17 protein-coding genes are annotated in these 20,317 nt (G+C 34.4%); 15 read left to right on the forward strand and 2 right to left on the reverse strand.

Features of this window, described 5'->3' with window-relative positions:
• The first annotated feature begins 69 nt into the window (after positions 1-69).
• The 6 genes from F5ESL0230_RS03540 to yihA all read left to right on the forward strand — a co-directional run bounded on the left by F5ESL0230_RS03540 (position 70) and on the right by yihA (position 7,490).
• Complete coding sequence (locus F5ESL0230_RS03540) at positions 70-1,836, forward strand: ribonuclease J (protein WP_122021610.1); 1,767 nt, start codon at positions 70-72, stop codon at positions 1,834-1,836.
• 2 nt (positions 1,837-1,838) lie between these two features.
• A complete protein-coding gene (locus tag F5ESL0230_RS03545; protein WP_122021611.1) occupies positions 1,839-2,672 on the forward strand; it encodes a tetratricopeptide repeat protein in 834 nt (277 codons plus the stop codon).
• 183 nt (positions 2,673-2,855) lie between these two features.
• On the forward strand, positions 2,856-4,046 hold the full coding sequence (gene tuf, locus F5ESL0230_RS03550; protein ID WP_090091838.1) for an elongation factor Tu: 1,191 nt from the start codon (positions 2,856-2,858) through the stop codon (positions 4,044-4,046).
• Positions 4,047-4,189: 143 nt separating this feature from the next.
• Entirely contained in the window at positions 4,190-5,515 is a 1,326-nt protein-coding gene (gene tig / locus F5ESL0230_RS03555; protein WP_122021612.1) for a trigger factor, read from the forward strand.
• Between the two features lie 123 nt (positions 5,516-5,638).
• Positions 5,639-6,916, forward strand: a complete 1,278-nt coding sequence (gene clpX / locus F5ESL0230_RS03560; protein WP_122021613.1) for an ATP-dependent Clp protease ATP-binding subunit ClpX — start codon at positions 5,639-5,641, stop codon at positions 6,914-6,916.
• Entirely contained in the window at positions 6,906-7,490 is a 585-nt protein-coding gene (gene yihA / locus F5ESL0230_RS03565) for a ribosome biogenesis GTP-binding protein YihA/YsxC (protein ID WP_122021614.1), read from the forward strand. The genes clpX and yihA overlap by 11 nt, the downstream gene beginning before the upstream one ends.
• Positions 7,491-7,529: 39 nt before the next feature.
• Here the strand turns inward: yihA and F5ESL0230_RS08620 are convergent, their stop codons facing one another.
• Positions 7,530-7,643: an SPJ_0845 family protein gene (locus tag F5ESL0230_RS08620; protein WP_255409262.1), complete on the reverse strand. Its 114-nt coding sequence runs from the start codon at positions 7,641-7,643 to the stop codon at positions 7,530-7,532.
• Positions 7,644-7,819: 176 nt separating this feature from the next.
• Between F5ESL0230_RS08620 and uvrC the strand changes: the two genes are divergently transcribed.
• The 8 genes from uvrC (at position 7,820) to F5ESL0230_RS03605 (ending at position 16,831) form a co-directional block, all read left to right on the forward strand.
• Complete coding sequence (gene uvrC, locus F5ESL0230_RS03570) at positions 7,820-9,622, forward strand: excinuclease ABC subunit UvrC (protein WP_122021615.1); 1,803 nt, start codon at positions 7,820-7,822, stop codon at positions 9,620-9,622.
• 73 nt (positions 9,623-9,695) lie between these two features.
• Positions 9,696-11,000 (forward strand): GTPase ObgE, encoded by a 1,305-nt coding sequence (obgE, locus tag F5ESL0230_RS03575; RefSeq protein WP_122021616.1) that lies wholly within the window; start codon positions 9,696-9,698, stop codon positions 10,998-11,000.
• A gap of 23 nt (positions 11,001-11,023) precedes the next feature.
• Positions 11,024-12,943 (forward strand): acyltransferase family protein, encoded by a 1,920-nt coding sequence (locus tag F5ESL0230_RS03580; protein ID WP_122021617.1) that lies wholly within the window; start codon positions 11,024-11,026, stop codon positions 12,941-12,943.
• A 12-nt stretch (positions 12,944-12,955) separates the two neighbouring features.
• Complete coding sequence (rnz, locus tag F5ESL0230_RS03585) at positions 12,956-13,894, forward strand: ribonuclease Z (protein ID WP_122021618.1); 939 nt, start codon at positions 12,956-12,958, stop codon at positions 13,892-13,894.
• A complete protein-coding gene (locus tag F5ESL0230_RS03590) occupies positions 13,891-14,685 on the forward strand; it encodes an SDR family oxidoreductase (protein ID WP_122021619.1) in 795 nt (264 codons plus the stop codon). The genes rnz and F5ESL0230_RS03590 overlap by 4 nt, the downstream gene beginning before the upstream one ends.
• An 8-nt stretch (positions 14,686-14,693) precedes the next feature.
• On the forward strand, positions 14,694-14,915 hold the full coding sequence (locus F5ESL0230_RS03595) for a lipopolysaccharide assembly protein LapA domain-containing protein (protein ID WP_090091853.1): 222 nt from the start codon (positions 14,694-14,696) through the stop codon (positions 14,913-14,915).
• A gap of 111 nt (positions 14,916-15,026) precedes the next feature.
• Complete coding sequence (gene rpmF / locus F5ESL0230_RS03600; protein WP_090091854.1) at positions 15,027-15,218, forward strand: 50S ribosomal protein L32; 192 nt, start codon at positions 15,027-15,029, stop codon at positions 15,216-15,218.
• Between the two features lie 68 nt (positions 15,219-15,286).
• Positions 15,287-16,831 carry a bifunctional UDP-sugar hydrolase/5'-nucleotidase gene (locus F5ESL0230_RS03605; RefSeq protein ID WP_122021620.1) on the forward strand — a complete coding sequence of 515 codons (1,545 nt, stop codon included), beginning with the start codon at positions 15,287-15,289 and terminating at the stop codon, positions 16,829-16,831.
• 30 nt (positions 16,832-16,861) lie between these two features.
• Here the strand turns inward: F5ESL0230_RS03605 and F5ESL0230_RS03610 are convergent, their stop codons facing one another.
• Positions 16,862-17,068 carry a DUF2929 family protein gene (locus F5ESL0230_RS03610; protein WP_118896447.1) on the reverse strand — a complete coding sequence of 69 codons (207 nt, stop codon included), beginning with the start codon at positions 17,066-17,068 and terminating at the stop codon, positions 16,862-16,864.
• A 107-nt stretch (positions 17,069-17,175) separates the two neighbouring features.
• On the opposite strand from F5ESL0230_RS03610, the gene F5ESL0230_RS03615 reads away from it, so the two are divergent.
• Entirely contained in the window at positions 17,176-20,304 is a 3,129-nt protein-coding gene (locus F5ESL0230_RS03615; protein ID WP_122021621.1) for a DNA polymerase III subunit alpha, read from the forward strand.
• The last annotated feature ends 13 nt before the right edge of the window (positions 20,305-20,317 follow it).

The following is a 20,317-nucleotide window of genomic DNA, read 5'->3' on the forward strand; positions in this document are numbered from 1 at the left end:
CACTTTTTTACGTTGTGATCGTAATGATCCATAAAATAACAATTGAATAGCAATAGAAAAGGAAATATGATGACTGATCAAGTTAAACTAATGATTTTGGGCGGCGTACGTGAGCAAGGAAAAGACATGTTTGCTGTCCAAGTAAATGACGAAATTTATATTCTTGATGCTGGTTTAAAATATCCTGATAGTACCTTGTTTGGAATTGATTTGGTTATCCCAGATCTTGATTTTTTTGAGCAGTATAGTGATCAGGTAGTTGGCATCTTTTTAACACATGGACATGCTGATTCTATCGGGGCATTGCCATATATATTACGTAAGTATGATATTCCGGTTTTTGGTTCGCAGCTCACAATTGAATTAGCAAAAATAAAAGTTAAACGTGAAAATAAGCGTCTAAAGACAAGTCTTTTTCATGTGATTGATGCAGATACAGAAATTGAATTTAAAAATTCTAATATTTCTTTCTTTCACACCACGCATTCAATTCCAGATTCTTTAGGAATTGATGTTCATACAAATGCGGGTGAGATAGTTTATACCGGTGATTTTAAATTTGATTTATCTGCAGCACCAAATTATCGGACTGATTTAGATAGATTGGCAGAAATTTCACAAAAAAATGTCTTGGCTTTGTTAAGTGACTCTTCTAATGCTGAAGCCACCTTACCAAATGTTTCGGAACAAGAAATTGGCGAATATGTGACTAATGTTTTCCGTAATGCAAAGGGAAGAGTGATTGTTGCAGCCAAAGCTTCTAATTTGATTCGTATACAGGAAGTATTAAATGCTGCTTATAGAACTGGTAAAAAAGTGTTGTTAACAGGCCGAGATGTTGCCAAAATTGTCCGTACAGCGATGGGCTTAGGTTATTTAAAAGTGCCGAAGGGGCTTTTGATACGTGTTAAAGACTTAAAGGAAATACCAGAAAATAAAGTGGTTATCCTTGAAACAGGTCAAATGGGCGAGCCCCTTAATTCATTACAGAATATGGCCAAGAAGCGCCATACGATGATTACCATTCATCCCGGAGATCTCGTTTTTATTGCAACTACTCCTTCTCATGCAGTTGAAACAACAGTAGCACAAACCAGTGATATGGTTTATCAAGCAGGTGGAAGGGTTATTGAATTAGGGCGTGCTAAAAGTACGAGTGGGCATGCTACAGGGACCGATTTACAAATGTTAATTAGTATCCTCAAGCCTAAATTTGTAATACCAGTTATTGGTGAATATCGCTTACTTGAAGCCCATAAAGACTTAGCAGTTAAAGCAGGAATAAGTCAGGAAAATGTAATAGTTACGCGTAATGGTGATTGTTTAAACTATGATTTTAAACAAGCTAAATTTTATTTGACTGACCCGGTTCCAGGTGATGATATCATGATAGATGGCTCTGGTATTGGAGATGTAGGTAATATTGTGCTACGTGACCGGGAGGTTCTTTCTGATGATGGGATTTTTATTGCAGTAGTAACTATTGATCGCCGAAAGAAAAAAATTATAGCTCAACCTCAAGTTACTAGTAGAGGTTTCGTTTATATTAAAGCAAATCGACAATTGATGCAGGATAGTGTTGAGTTAATTAAAAGCACAATTAAAAATAATTTTGAACATAAAAAGTTTGATTGGACTGAAATCAAACAGGATGTACGCAATGATTTAGAGAAGTTTTTGTACAAAAAAACTAATCGGCGACCGGTTGTTTTACCGGTGGTAATGGAAGTTAACCAAAACCGACACCGAGCTTTACAAAAACGCAACGGCAAAAATAACGATTACCACTCAGTTGATGTAAATAAATCTGGCAAGCGAATTATTAAGAAAGATTAATTATGACTACATTAAGTCAAAAAAATTTATTGCAGCTTGCAAGAAAAAATGAGTTAGATGGCAATGTGACACTAGCCATTCAAAACTTAGAAGAAGCACTACGTGATGGCTCAAGTCAAGAAATAGTTTTAATGCTTTGTGAATTATATTTAAAAGATAAGCAGGAATATGCTGCATATAGTTTGATTAAAGAAGAAAGAGATCTTTTTTCAGATAAAACTATTTTTACTGAATATAGTAAAATTTTAAAGGCTAATCATTTTGCTATTGAAGCTTTTGAAGTAACTAATTTGACCAAAGGAGAACTAGCTATTTCTGTTGAACCAGTAAGCATAACTGAACAACAAGAATTGATGCTTAAGTTTAAGCAACTACAACAGCCTACGCAATATGATTATCAGCAACTATTTAAATTAAGCTTAGCTAATTTTAAATTTTTTGCACAAAGTTTGTTAGTTGATCCAACTTTGAACTTTGCAGTAAGAATAGCACTCTGTGAAGATTTTGTACGGCTTGGTTTGAAAGATAAGATTAGCGTAGTCATTCTAGGTAATTTAGTGAAATTTATTCCAGCTGATACTAATTTATTAAAAGATGAGCCAATATATCGTGAAGTAATATCGGGCATAGGAGCAAAATATTATCATCGGCCAAGTCAATTACCAGTAGTTTTAGCTGAAGTTAACTTGATTTTAGGTAGTCTTTATCCTATGATAAATAAGTACGTTGATGAGCCTGATAGTTTCGCTAGCGATATTGCTTCTTACATTGATAACCACGATGGTAGGGGTAATCAAAAGCTGTTCGAAACAATCGAACTTAATTTGCCTAAATAATTTAAACAAAGGGGTTTACTTTTTGAAAACATTTAGTATAATAGCAAAGGATGTTTTCATTAGGCATGGCTCTATGCATTAAAATACTAGGCATTTGCCCATGAAAGTAGTACAATATTCAACAGAGAACTATCCGTTATTATCTCAACGGACTTCTTGCAAATTTACAGGAGGGTCATTTTAATGGCAGAAAAAGAACATTACGTTAGAACGAAGCCACACGTAAACATTGGTACTATTGGTCACGTTGACCATGGTAAGACCACTTTAACAGCGGCTATTACTAAAGTTTTATCAGAAAAAGGTTTGGCTAAAGCTGAAGATTATTCAGAAATCGATGCTGCACCAGAAGAAAAAGAACGTGGTATTACTATCAATACCGCTCACGTTGAGTATGAAACTGAAAAGCGTCACTATGCTCACATGGACGCTCCAGGACACGCCGACTATATCAAGAACATGATTACTGGTGCTGCTCAAATGGATGGTGCCATTTTAGTTGTTGCTGCAACTGATGGACCAATGCCACAAACTCGTGAACACATTTTACTTGCTCGTCAAGTTGGTGTTAACTACATCGTTGTCTTCTTAAATAAGACTGATTTAGTTGATGATCCAGAATTGATTGACTTGGTTGAAATGGAAGTTCGTGACTTGTTATCAGAATATGATTACCCAGGTGACGACATTCCAGTTATCCGTGGTTCAGCTTTGAAAGCTTTACAAGGTGACAAGGAACAACAAGACGTTATTATGAAGTTAATGGATACTGTTGATGAATACATTCCAACCCCAGAACGTCAAACTGATAAGCCTTTCTTAATGCCAGTTGAAGATGTATTTACAATTACTGGTCGTGGTACTGTTGCTTCAGGTCGTATTGACCGTGGTACTGTTAAGGTCGGCGATGAAGTTGAAATCGTTGGTTTAGTAGAAAAGGTTATCAAGTCAGTTGTTACTGGTTTGGAAATGTTCCACAAGACTTTAGATTCTGGTGAAGCCGGTGATAACGTTGGTGTATTGCTTCGTGGTATTGACCGTGACCAAGTTGTTCGTGGACAAGTTTTAGCTGCACCTGGCTCAATTCAAACCCACAACAAGTTCAAGGGTCAAGTTTATGTCCTGAAGAAGGAAGAAGGTGGACGTCATACTCCATTCTTCTCAGACTACCGTCCTCAATTCTATTTCCACACTACTGATATTACTGGTGAAATCGAATTGCCAGAAGGTACTGAAATGGTTATGCCTGGCGATAACACAGAATTTACTGTTACCTTAATTAAACCAGCAGCCATTGAAAAGGGTACTAAGTTTACTATCCGTGAAGGTGGTCGTACTGTTGGTGCTGGTCAGGTTACTGAAATCCTTGACTAGTTCATAAAAGGACAGTTTAAAAAGATGTACTTCTTCATAGAAGTACATCTTTTTTTGCCTAAATTTGTTTTTTTCAATCGTTTAATGTAAGATAATTTAGTATGTACGATGAAGTGATACTTGACATTGGAGGTATTTAATTAATGTCTGTAAATTGGAATAAAACTGGTGAAAATAACGGTGAACTTACTTTTGATATTCCCCAAGCTGAAGTTAAGCGTGGGTTAGACTCAGCTTTTAAGCGAGTAAAAAATAATTTACGTGTTCCTGGTTTTAGAAAAGGACATGTTTCTCGAGTAATTTTTAATCAATATTATGGTGAAGAAGCATTATATGAAGATGCGTTAAATATGGTTCTTCCAACTGCATATGCTACTGCAGTTAAAGAGGTTGGCATTGAAGCAGTAGGGCAACCACAAATTATCCCTGTTTCAATGGAAAAGGGTAAGGACTGGAGTGTAAAAGCACTTGTCAATGTTAAGCCTGAAGTTGAATTAGGTGACTACAAGGGTATTGAAGTTCCTAAACAAAATACGCGGGTATATGCTAAGGATATTGAGAATGAACTTGAGCAAGATCGCCAGAAGAATGCTGAACTTGTGCTTAAGAAAGATGCTTCTGCTAAAGGTGACACTGTAACTATTGATTATAAGGGTACAGTAGATGGCGCAGCCTTTGATGGAGGAACAGCTAATGATTACGCTCTTGAACTTGGCTCAAATACCTTTATTCCTGGCTTTGAAGATCAACTAATTGGTCATAAGGCTGGTGATGATGTAGACGTTGTAGTAACATTCCCAGAAGACTATGGTTCAAAAGATTTAGCTGGTAAGGAAGCACATTTTGCTACAAAGATTCATGAAGTTAAATCAAAGCAACTTCATAAATTAGACGATGAATTTGCTAAAGATATTGATGATTCTGTTGAAACGCTTGATGAATTAAAAGAAAAAATCAAGAAAGATTTAAAAGCTAAAAAAGAAGAAGAAGCTAAATCAGCGATTGAGCAAGCCGCAATTGAAGCAGCAGTTAACAATGCAAAGATTAAAGAAATACCTGATACGATGATTCAAGAAGATGTTAATACTCAAATGAATCAATATTTAGGTAATATGCAACGTCAAGGCATTAATCCAGAAACTTATTATAAATTAACTGGAACTACTGAAGAACAATTGCGTTCACAGTTTAGCAAGGATGCAGAAGAAAGAGTTAAGACTAACCTAGTTCTTGAAGCAATCGTTGAAAAAGAAGATATTAAAGCCTCAAAAGAAGAGATTGATAACGAAATTAAAGAGCTTGCAAAAGAGTACAATATGGATGAAAAGACTGTCCGTAATACTTTAACTGATGACATGCTTTCACACGATATCAATATTCGTAAGGCAATTGATCTTGTCACTGACAATGCAAAACAAGTTGCTAAATCCAAGATTAATGACGACGATAAGAGTTCAGACAACAAATAGAACTTAAATCGAAAGTAGAAAGGTAGTTTATTTAACTACCTTTTTATTTTTCTACAAGCAAATAATTCAAGTACCTAACATATTTATGATACTCTTAAACTTGTAGACATAAGGAGGAATAGAATGGCATCACAATTTACTGATCAAGAAGAAATTAAGTGCTCCTTTTGTGATAAAACACAAGATCAAGTTAAAAAAATGATTGCTGGTAATGGTGTTTATATTTGCAATGAATGTGTTAATTTATCTAAAAAAATTATCGACGATGAATTGAAATCAGATTCATTAAAAGAGGCAAAAGACTTACCAAAGCCGATGGAAATCAAGAAGCAGCTTGATCAATATGTTATTGGGCAAGAGAGAGCCAAGAAAATTTTGTCAGTATCTGTTTATAACCATTATAAACGGATTACCCAGATGGATATTGATTCTTCAACAGAATTGCAAAAATCAAATATTGCTCTTATTGGGCCTACTGGTTCAGGTAAGACCTATTTAGCTCAAACTTTGGCTCGTATTCTGGATGTTCCATTTGCCATAGCAGATGCAACAACTTTAACAGAAGCTGGTTATGTTGGTGAAGATGTTGAAAATATTTTACTAAAGTTATTGCAAAATGCTGATTACGACATTGAAAGAGCGCAACGTGGAATTGTGTATATAGATGAAATTGACAAAATTTCTAAAAAATCTGAAAATGTATCGATTACACGTGACGTATCTGGTGAAGGAGTGCAGCAATCGCTCTTAAAAATCTTAGAAGGCACTATTGCCTCAGTTCCACCACAAGGTGGACGTAAACATCCCCAACAAGAATTGATTCAGATTGATACCACTAATATTTTATTTATTGTTGGTGGAGCATTTGATGGGATAGAACAGATAGTTAAAGGTCGGTTAGGTAAAAAAGTTATCGGTTTTAGTGCAGAAAGTAAGTTAAATTCAATACAAGATGAAGAATGGACAGAGCACTTGACGACTGGTGATTTAGTTAAATTTGGTTTAATTCCAGAATTTATTGGACGTATACCGATTGTAGCTACCCTAAATAAATTAGATAATAAAGATTTAGTTCGTATTTTAACAGAACCCAAAAATGCTTTGGTAAAACAATATAAAAAATTATTTTCTCTTGATGATGTTGAACTAGAATTTACAGATAGTGCTTTAACAGCAATTGCTGATTTGGCAATTGAACGTAATATGGGTGCGCGTGGTTTAAGAACAATTATTGAAAATGCAATGATGAGCATTATGTATGAAATACCTAGTGAGACAGATATTGAAAGAGTTGAAATAACTGAAGATGTGATTACTAAGCAAGCTGAACCTCGAGTTGTTAGAAAAAAAGAAAGTGGTAAGCCACTTAAAGAAGAAATTAAGGTTGTAAATGATCATTAAGAGTAGTGACTATGCAATTAGTGCAGTTAAAGAAGAACAGTATCCTCAAGATAATTTAAGTGAGATTGCTTTAGCGGGTCGTTCTAATGTTGGAAAGTCCAGTTTGATTAATTCATTATTAGGACGCAAAAATTTAGCTAGAACATCTTCACAACCTGGGAAAACACAAACTTTAAATTTTTATATTGTTAATCAAGATTTTTATTTAGTAGATGTTCCAGGATATGGCTATGCGAAAGTTTCTCAGGCACAACGAGAAAAATTTGGCGAAATGATTCAAGATTACCTTGAAACTAGAGAAAACTTAAAGGGATTGATTATTTTAGTTGATTCAAGGCATGAACCTACTAAAAACGATGTTGCGATGTATAACTATGCCTTAGTTCTTGAATTGCCAATTTTGGTAGTTTGTACAAAAATTGATAAAGTAAAGAAAAGTCAGCAAAATAAAGTTATATCCAATCTAAAGAAAAATTTTGATTTAGCTCATGCTAATGTTAGTGTATTAACTTATAGCTCTGTGCAAAAAACGCATGTTAAAGAAGTATGGACTTGGATTGAACAATATTTGTAAGACTAAAGTAAATAAAAATGGCCCATTAATGAGCCATTTTTATTTTGCCTTTTTTTTATCTTTATTGCTTTTCTTTTTTTTATCTTCAGGAACTGTAGCAAACTTATCAAATAATCTTTCTAAATTGTCTTGCTTTTTAAAAGTTAATCCCATAATTATCTTCCTTTCGTTTGTCTTATTATAATAAAAAAAGAAAGATTCGGCTAGTGCTAACTTATTATTAGAAATAATTATTATTATGTAAAGTAATTGCTAATTTAAAACCCTATCCAGGCTCCCAGAAAGAAAGTTTGTGATAAAATTGATTCAGCAAATAAGGAAGTGAGTTTTTGGCAACAAAATTAATTGAAAATAAATTAAAGCTTTTGCCTGCTAAGCCAGGCTGTTATTTGATGAAAGATATAAACGGTAAGGTTATTTATGTTGGTAAGTCAAAAAATCTGAAGAGCCGCGTTCGGTCGTATTTTAAGAGTAAACAGGTTGGACGTAGGGCTGAATTAGTGCGTGAAATTCGAGATTATGACATTATCACTGTATCAACGGATAAAGAAGCATTTCTATTAGAAGTTACCTTAATTAAAAAATATCAACCCTACTATAATGTACAGTTGAAACAAGGAACAGGTTATCCTTATATTGAAATCACTAATGAACGCGATCCTCAAACTAAGTTAACTAGTATTGTGCGTAAGGATGGTGGATATTACTTTGGTCCATATCCTAATGTTTATGCGGCACAAGCAACATTAAAATTTATTCAAAAGCTTTTTCCTTTAAGAAGGTGCAATGGTAAACAGAAAAGACCATGTTTATATTATCATATGGGGCAGTGCTTAGGGGCTTGCTTTAAGGAAGTTCCCAAAGAAGAATACAGAGCACAAATTAAAAAAATCAAAAGTTTTTTAAATGGAGACATAACAGCAGTAAAACAAGATTTAAATAAGAGAATGGGTAAAGCTGCTGAAAATTTAGAATTTGAACGAGCAGCAGAAGTTCGTGATCAACTCGCATATATTGAAGAAACAGTCGAAAAGCAAAAAATAATTTCTAATGACAGTACTCAGCGTGATATTTTTAATTTTTATGTAGATAAATCATGGATTGCGATTCAAATTTTCTTTTTAAGACAGGCTAAGTTACTTAGAAGCGAAACAAGAATGTATCCCTTAACTGATGAAAGTGACCCCGAAGATGCATTTACTTCATTTATTGTGCAATTTTATGGTCAAAAAAATAGAGTATTACCAAGAGAAGTCTTAGTGCCAACTGGAATTGATAATGAAGCCTTAGGTGAAGTTTTACAAGTTCAAGTTAGAACTCCCATCAGAGGACAAAAGAAAGCATTATTAAAAATGGCAAAGGAAAATGCTAAACTTAAATTGGATGATAAGTTTAGATTGTTAGAACTTGATAACCGTAAGACTAAGGGGGCACAAAAAGAAATCTTTGATGCTTTGACTCTGCCCTATGGACATGTAATTGAAAGCTTTGATCACTCCCACATTCAAGGAACAGATCCAGTTTCAGCACTAGTGGTTTTTAAAGACGGAGAACCTGATAAAAATTCATATCGAAAGTATAAATTAAAAGGTGAAGTTGAACATCAAAACGGGGGTGATGAAGTTCGTAATACGCGTGAAGTTGTTCGTCGCCGATATAGTCGCCTTTTACGTGAACATAAAAAAATGCCTGATCTCATCTTAATGGACGGTGGACAAATTCAAATTGATGCTTGCCAGGATATTTTGCGTAATGAATTGGATTTAAAAATACCGGTTGCTGGTATGGTTAAGGATAATAAGCACCGAACAAATCATCTGCTTTATGGCGACCCAATTAATGGCATACCCATGAAATTGATTCCACTTGATCCTAAATCACAAGGATTTTATCTAATGACTAGGATTCAGGATGAAGTACACCGATTTGCCATTACTTTTCATCGGCGTACACATGCAAAAAATGCCTTATCAAGTAAGCTTGATTCAATTAAGGGAATTGGTCCAAAAAGTAGAAATAAGCTTTTAAGACAATTTGGATCTTTAAAGAAAATAAAGGAAGCAAGTATTGCAGAATTATGTTCAGCGGGATTAACTTTACCACAGGCGCAAACTGTTAAATTAACGTTGTGACGCTAATTTTATCGAATGTGCCAGAATTTTTGTGGTATAGTATTAAGGTTAGTGCAATTGGGAGGAAAAATACATGCCAACATTTGTCGATCAAACTAAGATTGAAGTTCAAGCTGGTAAAGGTGGAGATGGTATCGTTGCCTTTCGCCATGAAAAATATGTACCAAATGGCGGACCAGCCGGAGGTGATGGTGGTCGCGGTGGAAGTATTATTTTTGTTGCTGATAGTGGGTTAAGGACCTTGATGGATTTCCGTTATCGGCGCAAATTTAAGGCCGAGAATGGTGAAAACGGTCGTATAAAATCACAATATGGTCGTGGCGCTAAAGATCTCTATTTACGAGTACCGCTTGGTACAACTGTATACGACTTTAACACTAATGAAGAAATCGGAGATCTAACCGAAAATAAGCAAGAGTTAATTGTTGCTCATGGTGGTCGTGGTGGTCGTGGAAATATTCATTTTGCTAATAGTGTTAATACTGCTCCAGAAATTGCTGAAAATGGTGAACCTGGTGAAGATCGAGTTCTACGCTTAGAACTTAAAGTACTAGCCGATGTTGGTTTAGTAGGCTTTCCATCAGTAGGTAAATCGACTTTATTATCAGTAGTAACAAAAGCAAAACCTAAGATTGGGGCCTATGATTTTACTACACTTACTCCTAATTTAGGAATAGTCATTCTTCCTGATGGTCGTGATTTTTCAATAGCTGATTTACCTGGATTAATCGAAGGCGCCAGTCAAGGCGTTGGTCTTGGTATTCAGTTTTTACGTCATATTGAAAGAACTAAAGTGATTTTGCATTTGGTATCAATGGATCCAGATAATGGTCGTAGCGCAATTGAGGATTATCAAAAAATTCGTAAGGAATTGTTGTCTTATGACCAAAATCTAGGAAAAAGACGTGAAATAATTGTAGCCACGCAAATGGACTTACCTCAAGCTGCTGACAAGCTAGCTAAATTTAAGCAGGATTTAAAACAAGCTGCTATTAATGAACCGGTTTATCCAATTTCAAGTGTTACTCATCAGGGTATTGAGCAGTTGCTTAATAATACAGCCATTTTAATAGAGCAAGTCGAACAGGAACAGGCTAAAGAAAACATAAAGGTTAGCCAAGTTATTAAGGAATATCGATACGAAAAATCTAAGAAAGATGAATTCACGATCGAAAAGCTTGAAGATCATTTATTTGAAATTAAGGGTGAAGGTTTAGAAAAATTAGTTGCAAGAACCAACCTGGATTATCAAGATAGTATTATTCGTTTAGCTCGGCAATTAAAGAACTTAGGTGTAGATGAAGCACTACGTAAAAGTGGGGCTGTTGACGGTGATGACGTTGTTATTGGCACATTTAATTTTGAATTTGTTCAATAAATTTAATAGAAAAGTTTGAAAATATGGAAAAAAATCGGTTTATTACAGGATATTCTGGACTCAGAGCATTGGCAGTTATTGGGGTGATTTTATATCATCTTAATCCCGATACTTTTATTGGTGGCTATCTTGGTGTACCGATATTTTTTGTCTTATCAGGGTATTTAGTTACTTGTCAAATGTTAAAGTCATATGAAAAAGATGGTTTTTTTGATAACGTAAATTTTTATTGGAGTAGAATTAAAAAATTATATCCATCATTACTTTCGGTCTTATGGCTTTCTTCGGCGTATATATTATTATTTCAGCGCAATTTACTTGCTAATTTATGGCAAATCGTAGTTTCTAATGTACTAAGTGTTTATAACTTTTGGCAAATATTTAATGGGCAAAGTTACTTTGAACGATTTGCTGCTAATGAGTCACCTTTTGTCCATCTTTGGACAATGTCAATTAATGGGCAATTCTATCTTTTATGGCCATTGGTCGTTTATCTACTTGTCAAGTATGCAAAGAATAGAAAAGTAATGGTCAAAATGCTTTCAGGTCTTTCTCTACTTTCTGCTCTTGAAATGGCAATTATGTATCGAATTGGTGTTAATATTAATAGGATTTATTACGGTACTGACACACGTTTTTTTGCTTTAGGTATAGGAGCAGTATTAGCCGTATTATGGCCAATAAATAAATTGAAGACCGAAATTAAGCAAAGTGAAGCTTATTTTTTGGATGGCATGGGTTTTGTTGCCTTATTTATTATTTTATTGATGTTTTTTAGTCCAGCAATGAATGCTGAAGGGCCATTTCCTTATTATGGTGGGATGGTGTTATTTACGATAGCAACAACTATCTTTGTGGCTGTTATTGCTCATCCATGTAGTCACTGGAATAGATGGATGACCAATCCGGTTTTTAATTGGCTCGGTTCTAGAAGCTATGGTATATATTTATATCAATTTCCAGTTATGATCTTTTTCGAAGATAAAGTAGCTAATCTAGCTGAATATGCTTTTTTATACCATTTATTTGAAATTGCGATAATTCTTGTCTTAAGCGAATTGTCATATCGCTTTATTGAAAAGCCATTGAGTAAAATTAGTCTATCTTCCATCAAAAAATACCTAAAAAAAGTTTTAAATTTTAAGACAAAAAATTACGGTTCTAAAATCCAGGCTTTAGTAATAAGTTTAATTTTTATTTGCGGTAGTATTGCTATCATTGTTTCACCAATGGTTAAAGCTCAAGATTATAATCAGTCGCAGTTAGCTGTAAGAATTCGAAAGAATTGTCGGCAGCAAAAAAAAGATAATCAACTGGCAATTGCCAAAATAAAAAAAAGTAAGAAAAAAGATCAAAAAAGAGCTAAACTAATTAAAGTAGCTAATAAGACTGCAAAGAGCCACCCAGTCAATCGGTTATATAAAAAATATGGAATTTCACAACTTGATTTACAATTAGCACATAAAGTTCAATTAACGGCAATTGGTGATTCTGTTATGGCAAGTTCTAGTAACGATTTAACGCGGTTAATGCCTAAATCTATTATTGACGCGGCTGTTTCTAGACAAGTAAACGCATCTTTTGGGTTACTTGACCATTACAAGTCTCAGCATGTCTTAGCTGACAATGTATTAATTGCTTTAGGAACAAATGGAGCTTTTCCAATGTCTGACTTAAATCAACTAATGCAACTAATAGGATCTAAGCGGCAAGTTTTTTGGATTAATACTTATGTGCCCAATAGACCGTGGCAAAATCAGGTCAATCAATCTTTAACTAAAGCGGCTAGACGTTATCATAATTTAAATATTATTGATTGGTGCAACTATGCAAAAAGTCATCCCAATTGGTTTTATGATGATCATACTCATCCTACACCAATCGGCTCAAAATATTATAGCGCTTTTGTTGTCAAAGCAATCGTTAAGCATGCAAAATTTTAGAATGGGAAATTTATGGAGTTACAATTTTTAGGTACAGGAGCAGGGCAACCATCAAAGCAACGCAACGTATCAAGCATTGCCCTTAAAATGCTTGATGAATTAAATGAGATTTGGTTATTTGATGTAGGTGAAGCTACGCAACATCAAATTTTGCGGACTAATATTCGAATGCGCAAGATAACAAAAATATTCATTTCACATAATCATGGCGATCATATTTTTGGCCTGCCTGGCTTTTTGGCAACTAGATCATTTCAAGGCGATGTTGGTCCAATAACAATTTATGGTCCCCCAGGCTTAGAACAATTTGTTAGAACTTCTTTAAAAGTATCAAGAACAAAAATTTCCTATCCAATTAGGTTTGTACCGCTAGAAAAGGGTGGACTGATTTTTCAAGGCAATGGATTTAGAGTTTTCGCAGAAAAATTAGAACATCGAGTGCCTAGTTTTGGCTATCGCGTAGTTGAAGATCCTCATCAAGGTGAACTTTTAATGGATAAATTAGCGCAATATAATATACCTAATGGACCATTACTTGGTAAACTAAAAAATGGGGAGAAAATCGTTTTGGATGATAATACGATTTTGGATGGACACGATTTTTTAGGTCCATCTAAGGCTGGTCGGATAATTTCAATTATTTATGATACCCGTTCAACGGCAACAATTGCACAGCTAGCTAAAAATGCTGATGTCTTGATTCATGAGTCTACTTTTGCTGGTAACGAAGCAGATTTAGCGTATTCTTATTATCATTCGACTGCGGTAGAAGCGGCTAAGGTTGCGCAAGCTAATGGGGTAAAGCGTTTGTATTTAAACCATATTTCAGCTAGATACTTAGGTGCAAAAGCAAAAAAATTAGTGCAACAAGCGGAGAAGATATTCCCCAATACTAAATTGGCTAATGATTTTGATCGAGTTATAATTCCAATGAAAGGTGAAGAAAAATGAGCGATTCATTAAGAGATAAAGTGGTTGTTATTACAGGAGCTTCAAGTGGTATAGGTCATTCAATTGCCTTAGAGAGTGCTGGTCGTGGTGCTACAGTTGTTTTAATTGCAAGAAGAGAAGATGAACTTGATCATCTTGCAGCTGAGGCACATGAACTTTCTGGTGCTCCAGCTTACGCATTTGTCACTGATATGGGGGAGAGCGACGCAATTGATGCTACTTTTAAAAATATAATTAAGGTAACTAATCATATTGATTATTTAGTCAATTGCGCCGGATTTGGAAAATTTGGTAACTTTGTCGAGATGAATCGGCGCGAAATAACTGCCATGTTTCAAGTCAATGTATTGGGTTTAATGTATTTTACGAGACTAATTGGTCGAGTGATGATGGACCAAAAGGCAGGGCAAATTATAAACTTTGGTTCAATTGCTGGCAAAATTCCAACAGTTAAATCTGCGGCATACAGCGCATCAAAAGCAGCTGTTATTCAATTTTCTAATGTCTTGCGCTTAGAATTAAAACCCTTTGGCGTTAAGGTGATGACTGTTAATCCTGGTCCAGTTTATACTAACTTTTTTAATATTGCTGATAAAACTGGACATTATGTTGAAAATATTCAAGGATATATGCTTGACCCTGATGATGTTTCTTGGCAAGTGGTACATTATTTTGGTAGCAATAAGCGCGAACTAAATATTCCGATTAGTCTTGCTGTGTATGCGAAACTGTATAATTTGTTTCCAAGTATAGGTGACAAATTATCTATTAAGTATGCTTCCAGAAAGTAGTTCAACCAATGAAAAATAAAATTGATCAGTTAAAATTAATTTTAACTTTAATTCTTAGCTTGTTATCGGTAATTTTTGTAGTTATTAATACTGGCAATGTGGCAATCAATTTTGGTTTATTTAAACTCAATTTGCCCTTAATTATTATTTTAGTTTTAATGCTAATTATTGGCGTTTTAATCGGCTGGTTTTGGGGTTCAAATGGACATAATCATGATAAGAATAACTAATATATCTTGATTTATTTGGGATACAATAGTATCATTAACAAACGTGAAGTGTTTAAGGCCCTTATTAATAGTGACCGGAAAACCTAATTTACAATAAAGGAGATCAATTAAATGGCAGTTCCTAAGAGACATACTTCTAAGCAAAAGAAACGTTCACGTCGTGGTCATATCAAATTAACTGTTCCAGCAATGCATTACGATGCAACTACTGGTGAATACCGTTTGAGCCACCGCGTTTCACCTAAAGGTTATTACAAAGGTCGTCAAGTTGCTACAGAAGCTAATAGCAGTGACAACCAATAATATGAAAAAAACACCGATTATTGGTGTTTTTTTTTACCTAAAAGAATCTGTTGAGTAAGAGGAAAATGATGGAAATAGTATTTTTGAGTTCAAGTGACATTCATGGCTATATATTACCGACTGATTATCAAAATTTCGGAACTGAAGATGTTTCTTTTGGTTTAAGTCGAGTAAGTAGTGTAATTAAGTCAGAGCGAGCAAAATATGGCGCTAATAACGTTGTTGTAGCAGATACAGGAGATTGCTTACAAGGCTCTCCTTTAGCCGCATATGTTCATACAGCAGATGAGACTGCCCTAAAACAATATACTGACTTATATAATGCTATTGGCTATGATGTACGCTGTTTAGGAAATCATGATTTTAATTTTGGCCTAACTTATTTAAGACAATACATTAATTACAATCACTCAACTTTGTTAAATGCCAATATTTTAGCAAAGAAGACTGCTCAACCGGCTTTTGGTCAAGGCTACTGTATAATTACTAAAAATGGCATCAAGATAGGCATAATTGGAGTAACAACTAAACGAGTTCCTGCATGGGAACCAGCAGAGAATGTTACAGGCTTGAAATTTTTGTCTGCTTTTGATCAAGTTAGATATTATACACAAATTATACGAGCTGAAGTTGATATCTTAGCAGTTATTTACCATGGCGGCTTTGAAGCCGATATACATACTGGTCAAGCAACAGAACCAAAAACTGGTGAAAACGAGGGATATCGAATTTTAAAAGAAATTCCAGAAATTGATGTTTTTTTGACAGGTCATCAACACCAAAAAATGAGTTTAGAAGCTTTTGATACGGCAATTGTTCAACCTGGATATCGCGGAGAAGCTGTTGGTAAGGTTGTCGTTGAAATAGATGAAGACACTAAAAAAATCCAATCAACAACTGCAAGTTTAATTGATACAAAAGATTATTGCCCTGATAAAGAAATAATTTCTTTATGTTCAGATTTAAATAAGCAAACTGAAAACTGGCTTGATCAACCAATTGCTCATTTAGATGCTCCAGCCAAAATAGATAACGCTCAAAAAGCTAGACTTCAAGGAGCCCCTTTTGTCAATCTTTTACAACAAATGCAGCTATATTATACTCAGGCGGATATCTCGGCAACTGCAGTAATGAGTGAAACCGCAAAAGGATTCGAGCAAAAAGTAACAATGCGTGATATTTTGCTTAACTATCCGTATGCTAATCAGTTATGCCGTGTAAAATTAACTGGAAAAGAATTAAGACAAATTATTGAACATAGTCTTTCATTTTTAATTAAAAATGATCAAGGTAAAATTGAATTTGCTCCTAAGTATCAAAATCTACTTTTTAATTTTGATACGTTCTATCCTATAAATTATCAAGCTGAAATTGATCGTCCCATTGGGCAAAGGCTAACCAGATTAGAACTTGATGGACAAGAAATTGCAGATGGGCAAATTTACCGTTTGGCAGTCAATAATTATCGCGCAATGGGTGGCGGTTTTTATCCCGTCTATAATTTAGACAAAATTGAAGAGATATATGACAAGGATTATGTACAAATGTTTCAAGAATTTTTAACTCAGATTAAGCCGAAGATTGATTTAGTTAAAAATTATTCTTTCAAATAAAAAAGCAGGCGGTATTGCCGTCTGCTTTTTTTATTTTAAATTTGAATACTTACTTTTATCTTTAGTTGAATGAGCTGTAATTGTTGGGATAGTTGCTGCAAATAGTAGTCCAAAAATGATACCTACAACTATAGCTTCACCAAAATTAAATACGTTCTGTGTTAAAGGTGCAGCAATAAAACCAACGATTAACATATAAACAATACTCCAACCAATAGTTACAATATATCGCCCCATAAAAGTTCCCTCTTTCATAGATGAATTTTAACAAAGTTAGCGTTTGATTTCAAATCTTAAAGGTGGTTTTTGGTATACTTATATTAGTAAGAAAGGTGGCATGAAAAATGAAAATGGCTGCGCTGCAGAATATTAGTGCATTTACATTGTTAGAAAGTCCAACAAAAATTAAAGACTTGTTGCTAGCTGCCAAAAAACAAGGTTATGAGGCAATCAGCCTAACAGATATTAATGTTACTTATGGGTTAGTAAATTTTTTCGAATTAGCTCAAGAAGTAGGTATTAAACCACTTTTAGGAATGCAAATTCGAGTGAATGGCTTAATTGATACGTTTAATCAATATGATTTGATTGTCCTAGCAAAAAATGATGCTGGTTATCGTAATCTTTTACGCTTATCAAGCAGAATCAACCTAAAAACTGATAATGGAACTAATAAAAAAGTTTTGACTTTGACAGAGCTAACTAAAGATTTGACCAATTTAATTTTAATTGTTCCAGCAAATCCTTATAGTGAACTTTTGAATTTGCAAGGACAAGACGAACGATTGGGCAATGATTTTGTACGAAAACTAATTGGGATTATACCCAAATCAAGTGAATTGTATTTAGGAGTTTACGGGTCACCAAAACAAAAAGTTTATATTTCATATGTCAAAATGCTAGCTAAACAATTTAAACTACCCTTAGTTTGCGTTGAAGATACACGTTATTTAAAGCCCGAAAATCAATTCCTACGGCATACTTTAAAATCTGTTAAAAATGGTAGTGTATTACCCAATGTTCAATCTTTAGCAAAGCAAAGTGGCTCGCACTATTTACCTTCAACTGAGGAAATAAGTGAGCGCTACCATAGTTTAGACCTTGATCAAGCGGTCAGCAATACATGGGAAATAGCTAATAAATGTACAGCACAAATTACCTTTCAATTGCCAGTTTTACCTAAGTATAAACAGAATAAGTTTCAAACTTCTAAAGAATATCTTAATGAGTTAGCGCAACAGGGATTGAAACAGCGTTTCAGTGGACAAACTGTTCCAATGCAATATCAGCATCAATTAGACTACGAGTTAAAAGTGATTGATGAAATGGATTTTAATGATTACTTTTTAATTGTATGGGATGTTGTTAGCTATTGTCACCGTGTGAATATTGCTATGGGACCTGGACGTGGTTCAGCTTGTGGTTCACTTGTCTCGTATGCTTTGAAAATTACTGAAGTAGATCCAATTCAATATAATTTATTGTTTGAACGCTTTTTGAATCCTGCGCGGCATGAAATGCCAGATATTGATTTGGATATTCCAGATAATCGGCGTGATGCTGTAATTAAGTATATGTATGAAAAGTATGGCATGGACCACGCTGCTCAAATTCTTACTTTTGGTACTTTAGCAGCAAAGCAAGTTTTACGTGATACTGGAAGAGTTTTTGGTCTAAGTGAGGCCGAATTGAGTAAATGGTCAAATAGTGTTCCTTTTTCTAAAGGGAAGATTACCCTAAAACAAGCATATGAATCTTCTCCTGAAATGAAACTCTTGGTAAATGTAAATGAAAAAAATAAGCTGTTATTTAAAACAGCGCAAGAATTAGAAGGCTTACCGCGGCACTATTCCATTCATGCTGCAGGATTAGTTATTAGTGATAATTCAATTGCAGCAATTAGTGGCTTGCAAGCAGGTCAACTCGGGATACCTGTTACTCAGCAAACTAAGGCATATGTTGAAGCTTTAGGACTACTAAAAATTGATTTTTTAGGGTTGCGTAATTTAACTATTTTAGGCGAAACTGAGGAATTAATTCATGCTCAAGGGAAGAAATTTAATGCCAATCAAATTCCACTTGATGATTTTGAAACCATCAGGTTATTTCAAACAGGTAATACAGGGTTGATTTTTCAGTTTGAATCAAGTGGTATCAAAGAGGTGTTACGCCGGCTTCATCCAGATAATTTTGAAGACTTAGTGGCGGTGAATGCGCTTTATCGTCCCGGACCAATGCAAAATATTTCATCTTTTATTGCTCGAAAACAGGGAAAAGAGAAAGTAACTTATCCAGATGCTAGTTTAAAGAAAATACTAGCACCAACATATGGTATCTTGGTTTATCAAGAACAAGTTATGCAAACTGCACAAGTTTTAGCTGGCTTTTCTCTAGGAGAAGCCGATATCTTACGGCGTGCAATGTCGAAGAAAAATCAAGTTGTCATTGAACAAGAACGTAGTAAATTTATAGCTGGTGCAATAAAGAAAGGCCGTTCTAAAGACGTAGCTGAAAAAGTTTATAATTATATTGCAGAATTTGCTAATTATGGCTTTAACCGCTCACATGCGGTTGCTTATACCAAATTGGCCTTTTGGCTGGCTTTCTTACAGGTTCATTATTCGACTGAATTTTATACAGCAATGTTGAATTCCACAAGTGCCAATCAGTTGAAGACAAATGATTTAGTAATGCAAGCTCAAGAATTGGGGGTGAAAATTTTACCGCCAGATATTAATCAAAGCGGCTTAGATTATGAAATTAAAAATGGGAAAATAATTGTTGGCTTACGTGCCATTAAAAATATCCGTCTTGATTTTTTAAAGCAAATAATTGAAGTTCGAGCAAAAAGTAAATTTACATCTTTTAGTGATTTTTTACGGCAGGTTGATCCTAAATTCATTCAACCCAAAGTGATTCAAACGCTAATTAAAGCAGGTTGTTTTGATCGGCTGGATCCCAATCGCAATGAATTATTAGAAAATAGTCAAGAAATCATTGAAAATGTTGAACTAACAGGTAAAAATATTGCTCTTTCAGAAAGTCTAGGGGGTGTACCACTTAAACAAGCCTCCATGCCTTCGAAACAAGAAAAAGCGCAAATGGAAGAAGAAACCTTAGGCTTTTCAACGCTTACGTCGCCATTAATTGCTGTACAAAAATATGCAGTAAAATTTAATGCCAAGCCTTTGAGTCAATTTAACATAAATGAAACTGGTATCGCTGTTGGAAAATTAATGACTTTAAAATTAATTAAGACTAAAAAAGGGGCAACAATGGCTTTTAGTGTGTTTGCTGATTCAACTAGTCGCCAAGATATTGTTATCTTTCCTGGTGTTTATGACCAGTTTAAAGCAAACTTAAAGGTCGGCACTATTTATTTATTAGAAATAAAAGTTCAAAATGATCGCTATGATACAAGCCAAAAACAATATTTATTAAATAAATTAAAAATTGTTAATTTTAAAAGTTAGGGTATCAAATGGC

Source organism: Lactobacillus sp. ESL0230 (assembly GCF_003692805.1).
In the GTDB taxonomy this organism is placed as follows: Bacteria; Bacillota; Bacilli; order Lactobacillales; family Lactobacillaceae; genus Lactobacillus; species Lactobacillus bombicola.